This is a genomic window from Pseudomonas sp. ACM7 (assembly GCF_004136015.1).
Classification (GTDB): domain Bacteria; phylum Pseudomonadota; class Gammaproteobacteria; order Pseudomonadales; family Pseudomonadaceae; genus Aquipseudomonas; species Aquipseudomonas frigoris.
Genome location: NZ_CP024866.1, coordinates 1,885,865 through 1,907,780, shown reverse-complemented (window position 1 = coordinate 1,907,780; position 21,916 = coordinate 1,885,865). Strand labels below are relative to the sequence as shown.

Annotated in this window: 22 protein-coding genes; 14 read left to right on the top strand and 8 right to left on the bottom strand. The window is 60.3% G+C overall.

Going from position 1 to position 21,916, the window contains the following annotated elements; all coding sequences use genetic code 11:
- The first annotated feature begins 44 nt into the window (after window positions 1-44).
- The 7 genes from CUN63_RS09095 (at window position 45) to CUN63_RS09065 (ending at window position 7,681) form a co-directional block, all read left to right on the top strand.
- Window positions 45-1,112 (top strand): DUF2333 family protein, encoded by a 1,068-nt coding sequence (locus tag CUN63_RS09095; RefSeq protein WP_129438822.1) that lies wholly within the window; start codon window positions 45-47, stop codon window positions 1,110-1,112.
- A 3-nt stretch (window positions 1,113-1,115) separates the two neighbouring features.
- Window positions 1,116-1,673: an NUDIX hydrolase gene (locus CUN63_RS09090; RefSeq protein ID WP_129438820.1), complete on the top strand. Its 558-nt coding sequence runs from the start codon at window positions 1,116-1,118 to the stop codon at window positions 1,671-1,673.
- Between the two features lie 273 nt (window positions 1,674-1,946).
- Complete coding sequence (locus tag CUN63_RS09085; RefSeq protein ID WP_007907444.1) at window positions 1,947-2,318, top strand: translation initiation factor Sui1; 372 nt, start codon at window positions 1,947-1,949, stop codon at window positions 2,316-2,318.
- Window positions 2,319-2,532: 214 nt separating this feature from the next.
- Window positions 2,533-4,446, top strand: coding sequence for an arginine decarboxylase (gene speA, locus CUN63_RS09080; protein WP_129438819.1), 1,914 nt, complete (start codon window positions 2,533-2,535; stop codon window positions 4,444-4,446).
- Between the two features lie 233 nt (window positions 4,447-4,679).
- On the top strand, window positions 4,680-6,008 hold the full coding sequence (locus CUN63_RS09075; protein WP_129438817.1) for a contractile injection system protein, VgrG/Pvc8 family: 1,329 nt from the start codon (window positions 4,680-4,682) through the stop codon (window positions 6,006-6,008).
- Complete coding sequence (locus CUN63_RS09070; RefSeq protein WP_129438815.1) at window positions 6,005-6,787, top strand: DUF4123 domain-containing protein; 783 nt, start codon at window positions 6,005-6,007, stop codon at window positions 6,785-6,787. Before CUN63_RS09075 ends, CUN63_RS09070 begins: the two co-directional genes overlap by 4 nt.
- 18 nt (window positions 6,788-6,805) lie before the next feature.
- Entirely contained in the window at window positions 6,806-7,681 is an 876-nt protein-coding gene (locus CUN63_RS09065; RefSeq protein ID WP_129438813.1) for an alpha/beta hydrolase, read from the top strand.
- On the opposite strand, the gene CUN63_RS09060 is transcribed toward CUN63_RS09065, so the two are convergent.
- Together CUN63_RS09060 and CUN63_RS09055 are read right to left on the bottom strand one after the other, a co-directional pair.
- A complete protein-coding gene (locus tag CUN63_RS09060; RefSeq protein ID WP_129438811.1) occupies window positions 7,675-9,024 on the bottom strand; it encodes an MATE family efflux transporter in 1,350 nt (449 codons plus the stop codon). The genes CUN63_RS09065 and CUN63_RS09060 overlap by 7 nt on opposite strands.
- A gap of 84 nt (window positions 9,025-9,108) precedes the next feature.
- Window positions 9,109-9,402, bottom strand: a complete 294-nt coding sequence (locus CUN63_RS09055; RefSeq protein ID WP_109627794.1) for a hypothetical protein — start codon at window positions 9,400-9,402, stop codon at window positions 9,109-9,111.
- A 195-nt stretch (window positions 9,403-9,597) separates the two neighbouring features.
- Between CUN63_RS09055 and CUN63_RS09050 the strand changes: the two genes are divergently transcribed.
- The 5 genes from CUN63_RS09050 (at window position 9,598) to CUN63_RS09030 (ending at window position 13,986) form a co-directional block, all read left to right on the top strand.
- The gene (locus tag CUN63_RS09050) at window positions 9,598-9,900 is read left to right on the top strand and encodes a MazG-like family protein (protein ID WP_129438809.1); all 303 of its coding nucleotides are present in this window, start codon (window positions 9,598-9,600) and stop codon (window positions 9,898-9,900) included.
- Window positions 9,900-10,649, top strand: a complete 750-nt coding sequence (locus CUN63_RS09045) for a methyltransferase (RefSeq protein WP_129438807.1) — start codon at window positions 9,900-9,902, stop codon at window positions 10,647-10,649. The genes CUN63_RS09050 and CUN63_RS09045 overlap by 1 nt, the downstream gene beginning before the upstream one ends.
- A gap of 12 nt (window positions 10,650-10,661) precedes the next feature.
- Entirely contained in the window at window positions 10,662-11,276 is a 615-nt protein-coding gene (locus tag CUN63_RS09040; RefSeq protein WP_129438805.1) for a DUF4136 domain-containing protein, read from the top strand.
- A gap of 54 nt (window positions 11,277-11,330) precedes the next feature.
- Entirely contained in the window at window positions 11,331-11,891 is a 561-nt protein-coding gene (locus CUN63_RS09035) for a DUF4136 domain-containing protein (RefSeq protein WP_129438803.1), read from the top strand.
- A gap of 112 nt (window positions 11,892-12,003) precedes the next feature.
- A complete protein-coding gene (locus CUN63_RS09030; RefSeq protein ID WP_129438801.1) occupies window positions 12,004-13,986 on the top strand; it encodes a pilus assembly protein TadG-related protein in 1,983 nt (660 codons plus the stop codon).
- On the opposite strand, the gene CUN63_RS09025 is transcribed toward CUN63_RS09030, so the two are convergent.
- Complete coding sequence (locus tag CUN63_RS09025; RefSeq protein ID WP_129438799.1) at window positions 13,956-16,709, bottom strand: PAS domain-containing sensor histidine kinase; 2,754 nt, start codon at window positions 16,707-16,709, stop codon at window positions 13,956-13,958. The genes CUN63_RS09030 and CUN63_RS09025 overlap by 31 nt on opposite strands.
- Window positions 16,706-17,146: a TadE/TadG family type IV pilus assembly protein gene (locus CUN63_RS09020; protein WP_129438797.1), complete on the bottom strand. Its 441-nt coding sequence runs from the start codon at window positions 17,144-17,146 to the stop codon at window positions 16,706-16,708. The genes CUN63_RS09025 and CUN63_RS09020 overlap by 4 nt, the downstream gene beginning before the upstream one ends.
- Window positions 17,147-17,221: 75 nt before the next feature.
- Here CUN63_RS09020 and CUN63_RS09015 point away from each other — a divergent pair, with 75 nt between their 5' ends.
- Window positions 17,222-17,692 carry a prepilin peptidase gene (locus tag CUN63_RS09015; RefSeq protein WP_129438795.1) on the top strand — a complete coding sequence of 157 codons (471 nt, stop codon included), beginning with the start codon at window positions 17,222-17,224 and terminating at the stop codon, window positions 17,690-17,692.
- Between the two features lie 285 nt (window positions 17,693-17,977).
- A complete protein-coding gene (locus CUN63_RS09010; protein ID WP_129438793.1) occupies window positions 17,978-18,748 on the top strand; it encodes a response regulator transcription factor in 771 nt (256 codons plus the stop codon).
- A gap of 382 nt (window positions 18,749-19,130) precedes the next feature.
- Here CUN63_RS09010 and CUN63_RS09000 read toward each other — a convergent pair whose 3' ends face one another.
- Genes CUN63_RS09000 through CUN63_RS08985 form a run of 4 tightly spaced genes read right to left on the bottom strand, consistent with a single transcriptional unit; the run spans window position 19,131 to window position 21,912 of the window.
- Window positions 19,131-19,406, bottom strand: a complete 276-nt coding sequence (locus CUN63_RS09000) for a DUF3613 domain-containing protein (protein WP_129438791.1) — start codon at window positions 19,404-19,406, stop codon at window positions 19,131-19,133.
- A gap of 13 nt (window positions 19,407-19,419) precedes the next feature.
- Complete coding sequence (locus tag CUN63_RS08995; protein ID WP_129438789.1) at window positions 19,420-20,130, bottom strand: hypothetical protein; 711 nt, start codon at window positions 20,128-20,130, stop codon at window positions 19,420-19,422.
- A gap of 10 nt (window positions 20,131-20,140) precedes the next feature.
- Window positions 20,141-21,031, bottom strand: coding sequence for a type II secretion system F family protein (locus tag CUN63_RS08990; RefSeq protein WP_129438787.1), 891 nt, complete (start codon window positions 21,029-21,031; stop codon window positions 20,141-20,143).
- On the bottom strand, window positions 21,028-21,912 hold the full coding sequence (locus tag CUN63_RS08985) for a type II secretion system F family protein (protein WP_129438785.1): 885 nt from the start codon (window positions 21,910-21,912) through the stop codon (window positions 21,028-21,030). Before CUN63_RS08985 ends, CUN63_RS08990 begins: the two co-directional genes overlap by 4 nt.
- Window positions 21,913-21,916 lie beyond the last annotated feature (4 nt).

Here is a 21,916-nt window from a genome sequence, read left to right as displayed (position 1 = left end):
TTGTGGTCGAACCGATGAACTCAAGTGATTGAAAGGATATCGCCATGCTGGACTGGAAGAACCGCGCGGGCAGCGCGCCTGAACGTGCCGCTGAACCGAAATCGGCCACCCGCAGTTACTTGGGTGGCCTGTTGTTCAGCCGGGCGCTGGCCACTCTGATTGCCATTTACTTGTTGGTGGCTATTGCGCTGGGCTGGTACTGGAGCCAGGAACCTGCGCTGTTCCCGGTTCAGAAGAATGCCCAGATGGCCGCCGAGAAAGAAGGCAAGCAAATGGTCATCGGCTACACCACGGTCGAAACCCTCAAGACCGTCGCCGGTACTTTGCTGAGCAAACCGGGTGGTTATATTTCCAACGACCGTTTCCCGCCGGGCCTGTGGATGGACAACACGCCGAGCTGGGAATATGGCGTGCTGGTCCAGGTCCGCGACCTGAGTCGTGCCATGCGTAAAGACTTCGCCCGTTCGCAGTCGCAGTCCACCGAAGATGCTGACCTGGCCAAGGCCGAGCCGCGCTTCAACTTCGACAACAAGAGCTGGGTGCTGCCCTCCAGTGAGTCCGAATACCAGGAAGGCATCAACTCCCTGAGCCGTTATCAGGCGCGGCTGTCCGACCCGAGTCAGAAAAGCGCGCTGTTCTATGCTCGCGCCGACAACCTGAACAACTGGCTGGGCGATGTCGGTACTCGTTTGGGCTCGCTGTCGCAACGGCTGTCGGCCAGCGTAGGCCGGGTCAAGCTCAACACCGCGCTGAAAACCGAAGTCCTGGCTCCGGGTCAGGTGCCGCAGGTCGACGAAGAGATCGTCGAGACCCCGTGGATGCAAATCGATAACGTGTTCTATGAAGCTCGCGGTCAGGCCTGGGCCTTGTCTCACTTGCTGCGCGCCATCGAAGTCGACTTCGCCGATGTTCTGGCCAAGAAGAACGCCACGGTCAGCGTGCGTCAGATCATTCGTGAACTGGAAGCCTCGCAGGAACCGGTCTGGAGTCCTATGATCCTTAATGGCAGCGGCTTCGGGGTGCTGGCCAACCATTCGCTGGTCATGGCCAACTACATCTCCCGGGCCAACGCCGCAGTGATCGATTTGCGTCAATTGCTCAATCAGGGCTAAGTCATGGTCGATAGCGCCAGAGAGGTCGCGCACCGCGCGGCCTCGGATGCCGAACAGATCGCCTGGGTCGACGAGCAGGACAACCTGCTCGGCGCCCTGGTCCGCTCCGACCTGCGTGAACGCGGGCTGATCGGGCGCGGCACTTACATCATGCTGTTCAATTGCGCCGGTGAACTCTGCGTGCATCGACGCACGCTGAGCAAAGCCATTTATCCAGGTTTCTGGGATGTGGCGGCGGGGGGGGTGGTGCTCGCTAGCGAAACCTACGCCGAATCGGCTGCCCGCGAGCTGGAAGAAGAGCTGGGCGTGAGCGGTGTGGAACTGACTGCCCATGATCACTTTTTCTTCGAAGACACCGGTAATCGGCTCTGGTGTTCGGCGTTTTCGGCGGTGTGGGACGGTCCATTGATCCTGCAACCCGAAGAAGTCCTTGAAGCGCGCTTCATCCCCGTCGACCAGGTCCTGCTGGAAATCCAGCAAAAGCCTTATTGCCCGGACTCTCTGGCCGCGTTGAAGCGGTATCTTCGGGCCCGTGGGTCGGACATCGCAAAAGAGGCATAAATTGGCGCCGATTGGCTCTTAGCAAGTCGGCTTTTTGCCGTTACACTGCGCGACCTTGTAGGAGCTGTCGAGTGCAACGAGGCTGCGATCTTTTGATTTTACCGTTGAATCAAAATCAAAAGATCGCAGCCTCGTTGCACTCGACAGCTCCTACACGCATACACAGAGTTGTACCGTTTCAGTAGCGCTGCCCCTGCCTGAGTGGGGCTTCGCGGTCGATGGCACTTGCCCAAGTTGCCGCGACCAGTCTTTGTCCTCCCAAGAGGATTGCCGGTGGCCAAAAAAGCCGCATCCTTCGCCGCCCTTGGTGGCCTGGTATTTTCCACCGACGCAGGTCGTCATTGCCCGGATTGCAGTCAACCGGTGGATGCCTGCATCTGCAAACAGACCGTTATCCCGGCCGGCGACGGCATCGCTCGCGTGCGTCGCGAAAGCAAGGGCCGTGGCGGCAAGACGGTGACCACCATCACCGGCGTGCCGTTGGCCGAAGACGCACTCAAGGACCTGGCGACCACGTTGAAGAAACGTTGCGGGACCGGTGGTGCATTGAAAGACGGAATCATTGAAATCCAGGGCGATCATGTCGAGCTACTCTTGGCCGAGCTGATCAAACACGGTTTCAAAGCGAAGAAGTCCGGCGGCTAGCAGCCTCTGTGAAAACCACCCTCGGCTTGATCCAGTCCTGACAGCAGGTCTGGCGTCGTCTACATGGTTTTCACAGAGCCTGTTCTGACCGGTTTCTAAACTCACTGCGGTCAGCGAGGTCTATCCCCTCGTTGACGAACCGTCATTTTCATTCTTTAGACTGCGCCGGCCTGAACCCAGGCGACGCTCTATGACTTCTTTATAGGGGACTTCAATGTCCGTACGACGCACACGCAAAGACGATGGCAGCCAATGGACAGTTGCGGACAGCCGCAGTGTTTACGGGATTCGCCATTGGGGGGCCGGGTACTTCGCGATCAATGACGCCGGTCGCGTCGAAGTTCGTCCGAACGGTCCGGCCAGTTCGCCTATCGACCTGTTCGAGCAAGTCGACCAGCTGCGTAAAAGCGGCCTGTCCTTGCCGTTGCTGGTGCGTTTCCCTGACATTCTGCAAGACCGCGTGCGTCAGCTGACCGGCGCCTTCGACGCCAACATCGAGCGCCTGGAATACCAGAGCAAGTACACCGCGCTGTACCCGATCAAGGTGAACCAGCAAGAAGCGGTGATCGAGAACATCATCGCGACCCAAGACGTGTCCATTGGTCTTGAAGCCGGCTCCAAGCCTGAGCTGCTGGCCGTGCTGGCCCTGGCGCCGAAGGGCGGCACCATCGTCTGCAACGGTTACAAGGATCGCGAATTCATTCGTCTGGCGCTGATGGGCCAGAAGCTCGGCCACAACGTGTTCATCGTGATCGAGAAAGAATCCGAAGTCGGGTTGGTGATCGAAGAAGCCGCCTCGCTCAAGGTCAAACCTCAGGTTGGCCTGCGCGTGCGTCTGTCATCCCTGGCGTCGAGCAAATGGGCTGACACCGGTGGCGAGAAATCCAAGTTCGGTCTGTCGGCGGCGCAACTGCTGTCGGTGGTCGAGCGTTTCCGCGCGGCTGGCCTGGATCAGGGCATTCGCTTGTTGCACTTCCACATGGGCTCGCAGATCGCCAACCTGGCGGACTACCAGCACGGCTTCAAGGAAGCGATTCGTTACTACGGCGAACTGCGCAACCTTGGCCTGCCGGTGGATCACATCGATGTCGGCGGCGGTTTGGGCGTGGACTACGACGGTACGCACTCGCGTAACGCCAGCTCGATCAACTACGACATGGACGATTACGCCGGTGTCGTGGTCGGGATGCTCAAGGAATTCTGCGACGCGCAGAACCTGCCGCACCCGAACATCTTCTCCGAAAGCGGCCGTTCCCTGACCGCTCACCACGCGATGCTGGTGGTGCAAGTGACCGACGTCGAGAAACACAACGACGACGTGCCGCAGATCGACAACAAGGAAGAACTGCCGGAAACCGTGCAGTGGCTGGTTGACCTGCTGGGTCCGACCGACATCGAGATGGTCACCGAAACCTACTGGCGCGCCACTCACTACATGAGCGACATTGCGACCCAGTACGCCGATGGCAAGCTGACCCTGGCCGAGAAAGCCCTGGCCGAGCAATGCTACTTCGCGGTGTGCCGTCGCCTGCACAACTCGTTGAAGGCTCGTCAGCGTTCGCACCGTCAGGTGCTCGACGAACTCAACGACAAGCTGGCCGACAAGTACATCTGCAACTTCTCGGTATTCCAGAGCCTGCCGGACACCTGGGCCATCGGCCAGGTCCTGCCGATCCTGCCGCTGCACCGTCTCGACGAAGAGCCGCTGCGCCGTGCCGTACTGCAAGATCTGACTTGCGACTCCGACGGCAAGATCAAGCAATACGTCGACGAGCAGAGCATCGAAACCAGCCTGCCGGTTCACGGTTTGAACGACGGTGAAGACTACCTGCTGGGTATCTTCCTGGTCGGCGCCTACCAGGAAATTCTCGGCGACATGCACAACCTGTTCGGTGACACCGACTCGGTGAACATCTACCAGAACGCTGACGGCAGCGTGTACCACGCAGGTATCGAAACCCACGACACCATCGAAGACATGCTGCGCTACGTGCACTTGTCGCCGGAAGAGTTGATGACCCACTACCGCGACAAATGCGCCAGTGCCCGCATCACCGCCGCCGAGCGTACCCAGTTCCTCGACGCGCTGCGTCTTGGTCTGACCCGTTCCTCTTACCTGTCTTCTTGAGGTAAGGCACCGCTCCCATCAAGTTGTCTGAAAATGTTCCGCACGTAGCGGAAATTTCAGATGACTTGGTGGGATGCCTCTCTGATTTCAAGCGAAATGACTTACATTCTTGGCCATCCAAGTGATGTGGTCTTCTTTTCGCGTAGGTCATTTCCTAAGTTGTACTTCGGCACTCTACTCGGCCAACTCTCTCGGAGAGAATCCCCGGCCGCCCCTCCTGTAGAGAATCGCCGATGTTCGATCCAGTCAACGAGCCGTCATTTCGTCTGGATGTAGAGGGTCTGCCCGACCCCTTTGAGGTCTTGGCGTTTACCGGTAGTGAAGCCATCAGCGAGCCTTTTATGTTCGACATGGATCTGCTGATCGATGACCCGACACTCGACCTTGCAAGCCTGCTGTACCGTCCGGCCTTTCTGCATGTCGGGCCTGCGGGAAACGGCTTTCACGGACAATTGCATGAACTCGTCCAGCGTGATCATGACCCGGCTGTCAGGCTCTGCCGCGTACGTCTGGGGCCGAAGCTGGCGTGCCTTTCCCTGCGCTTTAGCCAGCGAATTTTCAGCGCGCGCTCGGTGCCGCAAATCCTCAGTCAGGTGCTCAAGGAGCACGGTATTGCCGGCAAGAGTCGGCGCTTTGAGCTGAGTGGCGATTACCCGCCCCGTGATTTCTGTACGCAGTACCGAGAATCAGACCTGCAATTTATCCAGCGTCTGTGTGCCCAGGAACGGCTTCACTACCATTTCGAACACGGCGAGCGCGGGCATTGCGTGGTTTTCGGTGATGGTCAGGGGCACTTTCGATTCGGTGAGCGCGCGGTCTTCAATGTAAATAGTGAGCAATCGGCCGTGCGTCAGTTCAAGCTTCTGGGGTGCGCTGGGCAACGAACCGCGCCAATTGCCGAAGGTCGGACGGACTTGACGGCGCTGCGCAGCGGTCAGTTGATGTCGCTGTCCGGCCATCCGATTGCCGACTGGAATCATCTCTGGCTGCTGACCCATGTGGAGCATCAGGGCAGCCAGGATTTAACGGCGTCCTACAGCAACCAGATCCGCGCGATTCACGGGGAGGTGCCATTTGTGTCACCTCATTCTGCTGTGAAACCCAGAATGCACAGCCTGCAACGGGCCTGGGTGGTCGACATTGATGAGTCACGCCCCGATCCGTCCAGACCGGTTGCCGTGCAATTTGACTGGCTCTATCAGGGTGAGGGCGCGGCACCCAGCCACTGTTGGTTGCCGTTGGCCGCTGTACTGGGCGACGCGGCAGTCACGCAGTTGAGTGAGGGGGCTGAGGTAGTGGTGAGCTTTATCGAGGGGGATCCGGATCAGCCGCTGATTACCGGGTTTCTTCACGCCCCTTCGTCCGTTGAAGGCGCTGAGGAGGTCGGCGCACCGCGCACATCCGCGACAGATGACGTCGAGGGCTTGCTGGAGTTTCTGCAATCGAGCGAGCCATTGATGTTGCTATGTCTGCTGCCCGGTGGTGGCAGTTTCAGCCATTGCACGCAGGCCCTCTGCACCTGCCGGGCAGCGATGCAGTTTGGCCAGAGCGGTGCGGCATGATCGCCGCGACCCCGCAATGGCTATTGCTGGATGTACCGGGTGCGCCACAGGCGGGGGCGATGCTGCAACAGAAGTTTGCGCATGCCCAGTGGTTCTGGTTGTTCGAAGGTACTGAGTGGCATGCGTTGCGTGAACACGGCCCGGCCCTGATCGACCTTCGGACATGCCCTGCGCTGGTCGGGTTATGTGACAGCGAAGTGCCCCTCTGGCGCGGCTTGCTGATGGCCAGCGAGGTGTCGTCGCCTCTGTTGCTGGAGCATTTGCGCCGCATGCTCACGGTCACGTTCGGTCTGCATCATCGAGCCTTGTTGAGTTACTACAACCCGCAAACGGCCAGTTACTTGTTCGATGCCTGCGATGCGCAGGAGCTGAGTCGCTGGCTGGGTCCTTTCAGCCAATTGCGCTGGTTCGGCGGGACGTGGGCCGACCGCGCGATCGGCAGTCAGGGCTGGCAGCAGTTGGTCAATCCGGGGCTTGCCGTCAGCCCTTTGGCAGTTGAAGAAAACCTCAGTCCTCGTCAGCAGGAAAAACTGCAAACCTGCCTGCTGGAGCAACATGCCTGGCACTGGAGTCGATCTACAGGGACTGACTACAACACGCTGTGGTCCCTCGTGCAGGAAGGGCTGGCGCTGGATTTTACCGAGCGCCCGGTACTCGATGACTGGTTATGGCTACGCTTGCAGTACCCCGGCGCTTTGCCTGGGCACGCATTGCCGGGACTCACCCAGCAGGAGCGTCTCGATAGCCTGCGCAACCTGTGGCAGAACGATCAACCCTGAACACGAGGTTCAACATCTATGGCGAGCACCACACAGCGGTTGTTCAGCCTGATAGTCGGCGGCGTATTGCTGGCCGTGATGACGGCGTGCTCGCCGCTGAAGTTGCTCAATGCGCTGACTCCCGACGCAACCTACGACAAGACCGAGGGCATTGCCTACGGTCCTGACCCGCGGCAAAAACTCGATGTGTATGCACCGCGCCATCCCATGGAAAACGCCCCGGTGGTGGTGTTTTTCTACGGCGGCAGCTGGAACAGCGGTTCACGCAGCGATTACGCTTTTGTCGGCGAGGCCTTGGCGTCCCGGGGAATTATTGCGGTGCTGGCGGACTATCGGTTGTATCCGCAGGTGCGTTATCCGCTGTTCCTTGAAGATGGCGCCCGGGCCGTGGCCTGGACCCATGAGCACATTGGTCAATATTCCGGGAACCCGCAGCGGTTGTACCTGATGGGCCACAGTTCCGGGGCTTACAACGTCGCTATGCTGGCGCTGGACCCCGGGTTACTGGGGGCGGTGGGCCTGTCGCCGCACAACCTCAGCGGCTGGATCGGCCTGGCCGGGCCTTATGATTTTCTGCCGATCAAGAATCCGCAGGTGCGCCCGGTGTTTTTCTGGCCGGATTCACCACCCCGGTCGCAGCCGATCAACCATGTCAGTCGTGGCGCGCCGCCGGCCTTGTTGATCGCTGCGAGCGATGATGAGCTGGTCAACCCGGCCCGCAACACCGGTGGTCTGGCACGCAAACTGCGCGAGGCGAGCGTGCCGGTGCAGGACCTGTATTTCTCGCGCACCAGCCACGCCACGCTGGTGGCGACGCTGTCCCGGCCAATGCGCGGTTTGGCTCCGGTGCTGGATGTGGTCACGGCCTTCGTCAAAGCCACGCCGACTCAGTGAGCTTTGCCTGCGAACCAGCCGTCGTTTTTGTGCAGATACCAGGCGAACGTGCCGAGAGTCAGGCTGCGCAGCAACATGAACAATAGAAAAGTTATCCACAGTCCATGGTTGCCCAAACCTTGCAGCGCCCAAGCGAACGGCAGCAACAAAATCACCGTCAGCAGCATGCCGTTGCGCATTTCCCGGGCACGGGTGGCGCCGATAAACAACCCGTCGAGCAGGTAACTCCCCACCGCGATCAGCGGCAGCGCGGCGAGGTAGGGCAGGTAAATGAACGCCGTGTCGCGCACGCTCTGAATGTTGGTCTGCATCTCGATAAACAGATGCCCGGCGAACAGGAACAGCACGGCAAAGCCCAGACTCGCCAGCAACGACCAGCCGCAAGCCACCACCAATGAGCGGCGCAGGGCCTCTCGATCGCGAGCACCAATGGCATGCCCACAAAGGGCCTCCACCGCGTGCGCCAGGCCGTCCAGCGCATGGGCGGTCAGCAGCAAACCATTGAGCAGCAGCGCGTTGGCGGCGACGGTGGCATCACCCAGTCGTGCGCCTTGTACGGTGATCAGAAAAAACACCGATTGCAGCGCCAGGCTGCGGATGAAAATGTCGCGGTTGACCGCCAATAGCGGCCGCCAGCTCTGCCACAACGCCAGCGCGGCCCAGGCGATGTGACCGGGATAGGCGCGCAGGGCGTTGCGGGTCATCAGCAGGCCGATCAGCGCGCCGGTCCATTCGGCGATCACCGATGCTCGAGCCGCGCCGACCACCCCCCATTCCAGCCCGAGAACGAACCACAGGTTAAGCGCGATGTTCACAAGGTTAGTGCTCAGCAGAATAGCCAGCGGCGCCCGGGCGTTTTGAGTGCCGAGGAACCAGCCGACCAGCGCATAACTGGCCAGCGCTGCCGGCAGACCGAACAGGCGTGTGTGGAAAAACTCGCGGGTCAGCTGATCCAGCTCCGCCGACGGCTGCATGAAATGCAGCGCAATCCCGCTCAACGGTACACCCAGTGCTCCCAGGACAATGGCCAGGCCCATTGCCAGCAACAGACCCTGCAGCAAGATCTGCCGCAATGCCGCGCCGTCCCCACGCCCGGCGGCCTGTGCTGCGAACCCCGTGGTGCCCATGCGCAGAAAACCCATGGCCCAGGCGAGAAAGGTATACAGGCTGGCCCCGACCGCGACGGCGCCCAACTGATGGGCGTGGGGCAAGTGGCCGATGACGGTGCTGTCGACCAGCGCCACCAGCGGTACGGAAATGTTCGAGAGAATCATCGGCGCGGAGAGCGCCCAGACTCGACGATGGGTAGGGCGGTCGCGCCAGTCGGCGATCAGGTTGGACATGCAGGCTCCTTGGGGGAGCGGCATTGTAGCGGGAGGTGAGCACAATCTATAAAGCATCGCCGCTCCCACAGGGGGGGCAGGTTGTTAGTGGATTATCCAGCTCAACAACCACAACCCCAGCAGCAACCAGATAATCCCCATGATGATCGACGCATTCATGAACGCCCGAATCGCCGACCACAACAGCATCAACCCCAAAATCAGCGCAATGATGCTGATGATCGACGTGTCCATGCCCAGCGCACGGGACAGCCCTTCGACAAAGTTGCTGCCGGCGTGGCTCAACAGATTGAACAAGCCACTGAGGCCGTCAACGATGAAACGGATAACCGAACCGAGTGCCTGGCCGAGCCATTCGAAAAAACTTTCTACCTGCATGTCGTGAGCGTCCTTGATGAAAGTGGTGGCGTGGTTGCCGGACTTGAGCCTTGGGCTATCGAGCAGGGTGCCGAGTTCCCGTAGGAGCTGCCGCAGGCTGCGATCTTTTGATTATGGTGCAAAGATCCACGCCGCACCGAGACGCTTGCCTTCCCCCGTCATCCCCCCGAAGCTATACGCCTTCAGGAGAGCCCGATGAACCTTGTTGAACTGACCGAACGCCTGCACGCCATCCGTGACCGCAATGACTGGCGGCAATTTCACAGCCCGAAAAACCTGGCCATGGCCGCGAGCGTGGAAATGTCCGAGCTGGTGGAGATTTTCCAGTGGCTGACCGAAGACCAGTCGCGCCAGTTGCCGGCGGACACACTGGCCCATGCCGGGCAGGAAATCGGTGACATCGTGCTCTATCTACTGCTGTTGTGCAGCGAGTTGGGGTTGGACATGAATGAAGTGGTGCGCAGCAAACTCGCGGACAGCGAACGGAGGTTCAGCTGATGAGCGACCGTCATTTCGATCAACTGGCGACCCGCTTCGCCGAAAAAATCTACGGTGGTGCCAAAGGCGCGATCCGTCTGGCGGTGCTTCAGGCCGACCTGGCCGAAACCTTGCCGGACCGACCGTTGCGCGTACTGGATATCGGCGCCGGCCTGGGCCACATGTCGTTGTGGCTCGCCCAACGTGGTCATGAGGTCACACTGGCCGAGCCCGCCGAGCCGATGCTCGAAGGCGCCCGCCAGCGCTTTGCCGACGCCGGGCAAACAGCGACGTTCATTCAGGCGCCGTGGCAGGATCTGCTCGGCCAACTCACCGAACCCTACGACCTGGTGCTGTGTCACGCCGTACTGGAATGGCTGGCCGAACCCCACGCGATCCTGCCGGTCCTGCATCAGTTGACCAAGCAGGATGGCTGGTTGTCCCTGGCCTTCTACAACCGCGATGCGTTGATCTATCGCAACCTGCTCAAAGGCCATTTCCGCAAGATGCGCAAGAACGACATGGCCGGCGAAAAGCAAAGCCTCACTCCGCAGCAGCCCCTTGATCCGCGCGAACTGGCGGCGCAACTTGAAGGCCTGTGGCAGGTCGAAACCCAGAGCGGGGTGCGGGTTTTTCACGATTACATGCCGGTGGAATTCCAGGCCCGCGCCGAACTGGTGGACTTGCTGGAAATGGAACTGGCTCACCGTCGTCACCCAAGCTTTGCCGGGCTTGGGCGTTACTTGCACTGGATCTGTCGGCCGGTCTGATCGGAGCGTGAAATGAACAGTCGTTCGGGGTTATTGATGATCTGTCTCGGGTTGGCTGCTTGTCAGGGCAGCAACCCTTATGTGGCGTCATCCAACCCCTTGCCACCCGCGCCGCCTCAGGCGGCCAACACCGTTGACCGCAGCGCCTACCCGGCACCGCCGCGCGACTACGGGCACTACCGCAGTTGGGCCTGGCTCAACGGGCGCCTGCCGCCGGGCAGCGCCTGGGCGGATTCGGCGCAGGTCGCCGAAGCCGTCAGCAATGCCCTCGATCAACGTGGCTTGCGCCCGCTGCACGATAACCGCCCGGCCGACCTGTTTGTCAGCGCCGAACTGCACCTGGAAACCCGCCTGCGTCAGGTTCGGGATGACTATGGTTATTACGGCGGCGGCTATGGCGGTTACAACCGCTACGGCAGCGGTTACGGCATGTACAACACCGTGCCGATCGTTCGGACTTATCAGGAACAGGTCGTGGTGGTGCGGGTTGATTTGTTTGACGCCCAGAGCGGTCAACCGGTGTGGAGTGCCAGCGCCGAAACCAGCAATCGCGGCAGCCAGAGCGAGCGTGCCGATGCGATACGGGAGGCTGTAGAAAAGGCGATGTCGGCGTATCCTCCTAGTTAGCTTCTGTAGTTAAGAAGCATTACGCAGGTTCATGTCTTCAACCGGAGAAATATCATGTTCCGCCGTCTCGCTTTACTGGCTGTGGCCGTGCTGCTCAGTGCCTGCGCCGGCAGCCAGGTCAATCATGACTTCGATGCCAGCCGCGACTTCGCCGCCTATCGCAGCTGGAGCTGGAAAGAACCCGCCCTGCAATATCGCCCCGATGACCCACGGATCAAGAGCGACCTGACTGAACAACGCATCCGCCAATCGGTGACCGATCAGCTGGATCAGCGTGGCCTGCGTCCGTCCGCCGATGGCAAAAAGGGCGATTTGAGCGTGCAGACCTATCTGATCGTGGAACAACGCCAGCAACAAGTCACCACTAACTACGGCGGCGGCGGTTGGGGTAATCCATGGAACGGCTACTGGGGTGGGCCGATGTACAACGAAACCCGTAACGTCAGCTACAAAGTGGCGATCATCCAGATCGACCTGCTCGACGGCAAGGACGGCAAACTGGTGTGGCGCGGCAGTGACGAGCAGATACTCAGCCGCACAACGAATCCGTCGGATCGCAGCACGGCGATACGTGAAACGGTCGGGCGAATTCTCGCCAACTACCCACCGAAATAAACAGCTGGAAGATCTTTTGCTTGTGATCTGCGAGCAGCCCGGGAAAGCCCAACTACACTGCTGTTCACCCAAGGAGGTAGCCCTCGGCTGTGCACTGGCAAAGGAGTGTGCGATGTCTCCCCGTTTGCAGTTTCGCAGCCCGTCCCGGCAACGGGGGGCGATCGGTTTGATGGCGGCGCTGACATTGGGCATGGCCCTGATGTTCTTGCTGGTCGTGGTCGACAGCGGTCGTTTGTACCTGAAAAAACGTGACCTGCAGCGCGTAGCGGACATGGCCGCACTTGAAGCTTCCACCCGAGGGGGGGATTGCGCCGCTGGCAACACCGCTACCGTCTATGCCACCGCCAGCGCAAACCGTAATGGCTTCACCCTTCCTGACCCCAATCACAATCTGCTGGTCGCTTGCGGCGCCTTGACCCTGGATGCCAATAACCTTCGAGTATTTGGCGCCGACCCGAGCAAGAGCGAAGCCATTCGGGTGATCGCCAGCCATTCGGTCCAGCAGAGCCTCGCCGGCGGTGTCGGCGCCCTGTTCGGTGGCGCTCCACGCGCAGCGACCATCAACCTGACGGCCAGCGCTGTCGCCGCATTACCGCCACCGCAGGCTTCGCTGACCCTGCGCAGCACGACGCTGAGCGTCGACACCAGCAAATCGGCCACGCTCAACGCACTGTTCGGTGGTTTGCTCGGGGGCAACCTGAACATCAACGCGGCGGGCTGGAACGGACTGGTGAACACCAACATCAGCCTGCTCGGCTACCTTGATCGATTGAAGGTCGACCTTAACCTCAGCGCTGCCGGGTATAACCAGGTATTGGGCAATACGATTGCCGTCAGCCAGCTGATCCAGACCGCCGTCAATGTGCTGGACCCCGGCGGCACACTCGGCGCGACCGCAACCATTGCGAGTCTTCAAGCGCTGAAGGTCGCGGCAGGTGCAACCACCGTCGTACTCGGCAACGTGCTGCACGTCGAGGCTGGCAGCACCGTGACGGCGCTGGCGACCAACCTGAAAGTGTTCGACCTGATCGAGGCGGTCGTGCAACTGGCCAACAAGAAAAACGGCCTGGTGGCGACGTTGCCGATCAATCTGGCGGGCCTGGCGCAAATCACCGCCCGGGTGCAGGTGCTGGAGCCTCCGCAGCTGTCAGCCATCGGCAATCCGAAAAACGCCGCGCTCGCCCCTTTGGGGCCCAACCGGATCTATGTGAAAACCGCTCAGGTGCGTACATTGCTGTCGATCGACTTGCCCATTCTGAGTGCGATTCAACCCTTGCTCGAGGCGGCGGCTGATCTTGCCGGACCGTTGACCAATACCTTGAACGCCTTGCTGCATCTCAATCTGGTCGGTGTCATTGATTCACTGACCTGCGCGCTGGGGGCGGCCTGTGAAACACCCTCGATCGTGCCGCTTTCCACTACCGTAAGGCTCGATGTCGCACTGGACGTTGCGAGCGCCGACAGTTACGTCACCGCCTACAGCTGCGTCAGCGCCACCAACAAATCACTGACCACCAATACCAACACTTCACTGGTGAAGCTGAAAATCGGCAAGATCGATCCGAACACGGCTTTCGGCAGCAACACCGCGCCGCCCACCGTGGTGGTACAGCCGTTGAAGGTGATCGATATCGGGGTGAAAACCTGCCGCCGGTTCCTGATCTTACCCGTCAGTTGCGACCCGCGAATTCCAGGCGTCGGCGGCGGTATCGATATCATGGCCGACACCACCGTGGCACAGAGCGCCAACATGCTGCACGTCTATTCCGCACCGCCGGCCACCAGCCTGCCGGAGATCAACCAGCCACCGTTCTACTATTCCTATTCCACCAGTAATATCGTCAGCAGCCTTACCGACACGGCGACTAACATCAAAGTCGACATGTACGGCCCGACGGGCAGTCTGGTCGGTGGTCTGGGGGCAATCCTCAGCACTGTCACCACATTGCTGGTCAACGCGATCAACAGCGTGCTCAGCCCGTTACTCGACACCTTGATCAACACACTGCTGCTCAGCCTGGGGATCGATCTGAACAAGGTCGATGTCGGCGCCAACCTCAGTTGTCACTCAGGACGAGCGACGCTGGCAATCTGATCGTCGGCGGCAATCGGCAGTTCGATACAAAACCGTGCGCCCTCGACCGAGTTTCTAACGCTCAGTTTTCCGCCCATGTTCTCGACGATGCCGTAACTCACCGACAACCCGAGCCCGGTGCCGACACCCACGGGTTTGGTGGTGAAGAACGGCTCGAAAATCCGCTCCAGCAACCGCGGATCGATACCGCCGCCGTTGTCCTCGACCCACAGCCGCACCGAATCCACATCACGTTCGGCGTACACCGAGATCCACGGTTTGAACTCGCGGTCGGCCTCGCGTTTGCCGAGCAACGCATCCCGAGCGTTGACCATCAGATTGATCAACACCTGTTCGAGCTGATCGACGTAACCGCGCACTTGCACGTCAAACCCGGTCTCGCTGACCCGCAGATCGACCCCTTTGCCGCGCATCCCTTCGGCCAGCAGCGACAGCGTGCCTTCGATGGCTTGCGCCGGATTAAACGGATGTTGCTCGATCTCCGAGCGACGGCCAAACACCCGCATGTGATCCACCACCCGCGCGGCGCGCTGGACCTGTGCATCGATGCGGTTGAGCTTGTCGGTCAGGTAGTCGATCTGCGCATCGCCGTTGCTCAGACGCTTGAGCACGTTGACGATGGCCATGCGCATCACATTCAACGGCTGATTGATTTCATGGGCCAGCCCTGTGGCCATTTCACCGAGGGTGGCCATTTTTGCACTTTGGGTGAGCTGCTGCTGGGCGCGGCGGACCTCGGTGTTGTCGCGCCCCACGGCCTGAATCTCCAACAAATGGCCGTGCTCATCGAACACCCCGCGATCCGACCACACCCACCAGGCATGTTCCCGTCCCGGCAGTTGCAGGTTGATTTCTGCGGTGCTGATCGGGAATTCCGGGCTGAGTCGGCTGAGCCGCTGGAGAAACGCTTCGCGCTGTTCCTGCGACATCCAGCTGCCCAGATTCACCCCGGGCAGTTGCTCGGGCTGGCACTCCAGGTAAGTCGCCAGCGGGCGGTTGCCGAAGGTCAGGGTCAGGTCCGGGCGGTAGCGGCAGATCATCGCCGGAGAGTCTTCCACCAGGATCCGGTAACGTTCTTCACTTTGCTTCACCTGTTCGGCGGCCAGGGTTGCTTCGGTGACGTCCAGCCACAGGCCGACGGCCTCCACCGGCAAGCCAAGGTCGTCGCGCAGTAGCTTGGCTTCATCGAGTAGCCAATGGTATTCGCCGCGACTGTCGCGCAGCCGATAGCGGGCGCGCACCGAACCTTCACGCAGCAAATGTCGGGTACGTTCGAAGTACCGATCGCGGTCCTCTGGGTGGACCCTTTCAACCAAGGCTCCCGCCGCGCAATCAGCCAGTGTCCAGCCAAGCAGCGGCAGTAGGCTGTCACTGAAAAACGTCGGCTGCAGCGCACCTTCGTCATAGCGCTGCACGTAGATCACCGCCGGTGAGCTGGCGATCAGGTTGTCCAGTCGGGCATGGGCCGCCGCGGCGTTTTGCTCCTGGTTTTTGATGTCGCTGATGTCGAGCATGAAGCCCACCAACCGCCGGTTTTTACCGATGCCCAGGACCTGGCCCTGCAGGCGATACCAGTTCGGCGTTTGTGCCAAACGCACGCACAGCAGCAGCGGGATGCCGTCGTCTTGCAAGGCTTGCAGACGACTGCTCAACTCTTCACGGTCGGCGGGGTGCACCCGATCCAGCCAGTCGTGCAGCGGCAAACGATCGATCGCAAGGTTCAGGTTACTGGCCAACGACGGCGCCAACTGCACCTCGCGACTGTCGCTGAACACCTCCCACCATCCGGTGCCGAGCAAGGCTTGCAGCGACTCCAGCCGTTCCAGTTGCAGATGGTGCCGGTGCTCGCGCAAGCGCTCAAGCAACGGGCCTGCCAGCGCGGCGGTCAGTTGTAACCAGTCGCGATCATTCAGGTCGGGTGCATGTTGCTGCACCGGATAAATGCCGCACAGCAACCAGGCGACCACACCCTGAGCATCGTGATAGGGCACTGCGAACCCTTCGGCATTACCGAAGATGCCTTGCAAACGGGGATGTTCAGCGGGCGTCAGGCATTGCGGCGCAGAGCCGCTCAGACTGTCGAGCCCCGTGCCCAGGCGCTGAGCGTTTTGCCACAGCTGGGGCGCATCGAAGGCCGCGTAATGCTGGTGTATCTGCCAGCCTTCTTCCTGTTCATCGAGCAACGCCACCGCAATGCATGGCATGTGGAAACGCTGGGCCAGGCCTTGCAGCTGTTCCATCAACACCTCGGGCAGGCGCGTCAGGTTGCATCGGCGCAACTGTTCGCCGATCTGCGCTGCGAGTAATTGGCATTGCTCGCGGCTGCGTGATTGCCGGCGATCGAGCAACAAGTCGCCGATGTCCAGCAACTGCAGCAGCCAGGCATCGGCCAACGGCTGGACCCAGCCACGCAGGTGCAGGGGTTGTCCGTTGAGGCTGTAAAAGTCCAGGTCCAGAGACTGTCCCTGCCAGTCGACGGGCGAGCCTTCAACGGCGAGGCAGCTGTGGGGCATGAGGAAATCGAGCAGGTACGGTGCTTGCGCAGCGGGTGTCTGCTGGGCCAGCACATGCCGCAACGGACCGGTCAGATGAATCACTCGACCTTCGGCATCCAGATGCATCTGCAAACCGACACTTTGCACACTCAGGGTGTCTGGCGTATCCACTGGCTCAGGCGGATGGCGGTTGAGCAGGCGCCCGAAGAGTTTGTCTGCGGAACTCAAAATTGCAGGCTCGAACGGACGGTGAGGCTTGCCGGCAGATTGGGCACTTGGCCAATTCCCGGTACGTTCAGAAACGGGATGACTTGCTGCAGTTTGCTGGTGGGGTAGTTGATGGTGACCGTCAACACCCCGCCCACGTAGGTGGCGCTGGCGTCGGTGGCGACATTGAAATTCAGTGCGGCAGGAATCCAGGCCAGCTGTCGGCTCAGTTCTGTCGTGGCAACGGTTTTTACCGCGGTGTCGTATCCGGGGGTGCTCGGATCCAGCGCCACGCTGCGGCGCACCGCTTCGGCAGTCGACTGGGTGAACGATTGCATCAGCAACAGCGGCAAGCTGTAAGTGACAATTCCATAAAACACGGCGAAAAAGATGAGAAACACCAACGCGAATTCAATCGCTACAGCGCCTTTTTGCTTACGGGGGAGGCCTATTTTCATGACTGCGTCTACCCTGATATTCACCACGTGATATCAGCATAGAATCATTCAGCCAAAACGGACGTTTTTTACCGGATGCAGAGCTTTGTACTACTGATCTGGCTGACGCTATGCGCAGCACAGGATGCTCGAGAACGGCACATCGCCAATGGCCTGACCCTTGGCGCAGCGCTGTTGGCGCTAACGTATCTCTTGTGGACGGGCACTACCTGGCTGGGGGCCGAGGCGGTGCAGGGCGGCTGGGCTTTTTTGCTGGCGCTGGCCTTTACCTTGCCCGGTTATGCGCTGAGACGCTTGGGCGCAGGCGATGTGAAACTGATGACTGGCCTGGGTCTGGCGACGGACGGCATGCACCTGCTCGGCGTGTTCATCGGTGCCGGATTGGCCAGTGTGCTGTGGCTGCTACTGGCGCCAAGAGTCTGGCTTCATATGGGGCAAGGGCTTAGAAGTCATCTTCGATATCTGGGGCCTGGAATGTCAAAGAAACAGCCCTTTGCACCCTTCGTATTGGTGGGCCTGTTGCTCACACTCGCCTGGTTTCACTAGTCGCCCGTTCTATACAGAGTCGGAAAGTACGTCTACTTTCAATTCAGTAGTTGTACAGCCTGTGGCTGTCACTAGGGGGCGTTCTCAATTAGTTTCCCCACCGCGCCGGGCCTGCTGTTGTGCCTTAAAGCGGGCCAAGCTGCGTTGCAGGCCTTGGAAAGGGAACAACCATTCCCGGCGGCCTGCGCCTTGCCTGGCCCGCTTTAAGGCGACAACGCGGCGGGGAAACTAATTGAGAACGCCCCCTAGAGGAACGGTCAACTTTGACCTCGCAGGGAGTCGCGCGTGAACAAGCTTTCTTCGGCTGTAAAAATCCTTGTGGTCGACGACCAACCGTTTATTGCCGCGCAGCTTTGTGAGTTTCTTGAAGGCCGCGGTTACCGTTGCGTTCCTTGCGAGACTGGCAAACAGGCAGTCGAGCGTTTCAATGAAGACGAAGCGATTGGCCTGGTGCTTTGCGATTTGCACATGCCCGGTCTGGACGGGATTCAACTGGTTCAGGAGCTGCAACGGTTATCCGGCAAGCACCGTGTGTTTGAAGCAATCATGCTCACTGGGCGTGCGGACAAGCAGGATGTGATCAAGGCCTTGCGGGCCGGGTTTGCCGATTACTACCAGAAGCCGATTAATCTGGATGAGTTGCTCGAAGGGATTGCGCGTCAGGCAGTGGTTTTGCAGGAACGGCAGAAGAGTGTGCAGCTGGGGCATCTGGATCAGAAGCTGCAGTATCTTGCCGAGTCGATCGATGATCTGTATCAGGATCTCGATAAGGTTCGGCGCGGGCCGCGTTCTGATGAGGATGTCATCGCTGTGGATCGGGTTGAGATTCCGGCGATTTTCAGTCAGCTGTCGCCAAGGCAGTGGGAGGTGGCGCGGTTGGTGGGGAAGGGGCAGACGAATTATCAGATTGCCTGTGAGTTGGGGATTACCGAGAACACGGTGAAGCTTTATGTGTCGCAGGTTTTGCGGTTGACGCATATGCATAATCGGACGCAGTTGGCGCTGGCTTTGTTACCCGGTCATTCTGGATTGCGTCAGGGGGTGACTGCGCATTAGGTTTTTGTTGGTGTGCCTATCCATTCCTGCGGTAACGGCCGCTTAGGATTTTGCCCTTCCGGCGACTCACTTTTTTTACAAGCGCCCGGAATGCCTAATGCCACTCAGTTAAGCCGTAACACGATCTGTAGCAGCTGCCGAGCCCGCGAGGCTGCGTTCGGCTGCGTAGCAGTCGTAAAATCAGTCATTTGGTGCGTCAGGCATACCGCGTCAGCCGGACTCACGACTGCTACGCAGCCGAACGCAGCCTCGCGGGCTCGGCAGCTGCTACAAAGAGTGTCGCGACTGGAATTGCTTAACTGACTGGCATTACCCGGAATGCCGGCCCGAAAAAAGTCAGCCAAAAAACGCTAGCCCCAAGCGTCCAATTCCCGGATCGAGACTACCCCCCCTTCCCACCGTCCACCTGCCCGCTTTCATACTGATCAAAGTACTCCGGGATCTCATGCTGATAGCTTTTCAACCAACGCTGCATGCTCAGCTCGCGCTCGGTCGCGGTTGAGGTTTGCGGTTTCTGGGAAGCCGCTTTGTTGCTGCGTTGCAGTTGCAGCCAGCCTTCGGTTTCCTGTTGTTGGGCCGAAGCGGGGCCGGGGTCGATGGCGTGAGTGGTGAGGGGCAGGGCCAGCAGGCCGATGCAGCAGAGGATGGTTGGTTTCATCAAAAGCCTCTCCTTATTGAAGCGTCGGTGTGGCGACGGCGACCTGGTTTACGGTGGTCGGGCCGGACTTGCTCGGTGTCTTGAGTCTTTGCGCGCGGGCCTGGGCTTCGGTGACTTGGGCGGGGCTCAGGCCAAGACTGCTGACGAGTTCGGCCGCGCGGCTCCAGTCGTCCTGGAAGATCAGCAGCGTTACCAGATTCAACGCTGCCAGTTGATCGCTTTGCTTGAGTTCCATGGCCGTCAGGAATTCAAAGCGCGCATCCTCGACGCGTAATTGATTGAGGTACACCACGCCCAGGTCGTTGCGGATTTTCTCGTCGGTCGGTGCTAGCCGTGCGGCCCGTTGCAAGTGGGCTTGTGCCAGGCCGTTGTCGCCCTTGGCGGCGGCGAGTTGGCCCAGGCCGTGTTCGGCTTCGGCGGCCAGGCAACTGCCGAGCAGGCTGCGGTACAACGGCTCGGCTTCGCTGCGGCCCAGCAGTCGATAGACCTTGGCCTTGCGCAGGCGCACGTCGGCCAGGTTGTCGGGCAGGCTTTGCAGGTTGGCGAGGCTGGCGTGCAGTTTGCCGTCATTGGCCATGTCATCGGCGAGGTTCAGCGACAGCTGTTCCTCGGAGGTCAGCTTGCCGCAACTGGCCGTGTTGGTCAGGGCGCTCCAGGGCGTCGCGCCGTTGCTCGCGCAACCGCCTAACAACAGCAGCGTCAAACCGGCAATTATTGCTTTCATCACGATCCCTCTAAGAACCAAAGGCATGGGACAGGGCGGTGAAGCCCGGGCCGGCCAGTACGATCAATAACGCCGGGAAGAGAAACAGCATCATCACGACGGACATTTTGGCGGACAGTTTGGAGATGTATTCCTGCAAGTGCGTCAGGCGCCGGTCATCGAGCAATTGCTTGAGGGTCAGCAGGGATTTCATCGCACCGCCCCCCTGATGGATCAACTGCTCAAGGATGACGCAGGTATCGGTGAACTCGTCGACGGCCAGCAATCGGGTGGCTTTGTTCAGTTCTTCGCCCAGTTCCAGGCCAGAATCGACCCGGGCCAATACCAGACGCAATTCATGGGTCAGGGCCGGCAATAATTGTTTGCCTTCATTGCTCAACACTCGCAGCGACTGCTCCACCGCCATGCCCGATTCGAACAGGATGCGCAGCAGCGGAATGAAGGTGGAAATCTCGGTCGCCAGGTGTTTCTGCCGACGCTGCGCGGCAGCGGCCAGCAACCGTTTGGGCAACAGATAGCCGATGCCGGTGGCGAACAGCGGGGCCATCCAGTGGTTGTCTGTGTGAGGGAAGAACACGCCCTGGATCAGCAAGGTCAGGGCCAGCGCCAGCACCGGGGCGCCTACCTGGAACGCCGCGAACAGTGAGCGTCGCCGGGCGCTGCGCCAGCCGAGACGGTTAAGCAATGTCTGGGTTTCGTTATCCAGGTTGACCGAGCGCTGACCGATCCGGCTGCTGCCCAGCAGCTGTAGCCACTGATTTACCCGGTTGTCGCTCGCCAGTTTGCCGTCGAGTCGTTGCGCCACCTGGCGAACCCGCCGATGCTGTTCCAGCAAACCGCTGAGCAGCAACAAGGTTGCCCCCAGAAACAGCAATGCGCAGATCAGCAATGGCACTTTCATACGCTGCGCAACATGTGCCAGAGCGCCAGGCTGCCGACCACCTGCAAGCCGAACGCGGACGCGAGCATGATTTGCCCCGAAGGGTCGTGCCACATGGCGAGCAAGTAATGAGGGTTGGTCGCGAGGAAATAGCCGGCCAGGCTAATCGGCAGACAGCCCAGGACCCACGCGGTCACCCGGGTTTCGCCGGTCATGGCCCTGAGCTGGCGCGCAGCCTGCTCGCGCTCGCGGATCATCTTGATCAGGTTTTCCAGTAATTCGCTGGCATTGCCGCCATAGCGGTGATTGACCTTCAAACCGAGCGCGAACAGGCGAAGTTCGTCTTTCTCGTACAGCTCGGCGAGGTCAGCCGCGGCATCCGGCAGGCTGACCCCCAGCTGCACGTTGCGCTGAACCCGGCCCATGGCATTTTTCAGCGGGTCTTCAGCGGCATCGATGGCGCCCAGCACCGCATCGGCCAGGGTGCGCCCGGACTTCAGACTGCGCACGGTGTGATCGAGCATTTGTGGCAGTTGTTCGATCATGCGCTGGAGTCGGCGCTGATAACGCCAATTGACATACAGACGCAGAATCAGCGGCGGCAGCAGTAACAGAACCAGCAAGCCGACCCAGCCACCGGTAGCCAATCCGAGCACGATGCCAAAGGCCCAGAGCAGCAGCCACACCCCCAGATGCTTGGAGGGACGCCCAAGGCCAGCCCGCAGAAAGGCTCGATCCAGACCCACCCAGGAGGTTTTCGTCAGTACCGGCTGCGGTTGCCCCTGGGTCAGGCGTCCCAATACCCGCTCGGTGCCGGTCTGGCGCAAACCGCGATAAAACAGGCGGATCGACAGTCCGAGCAAGGCCAGGCAAACGAGGATGAGCAGCACGGGTTTGAGCATGCCG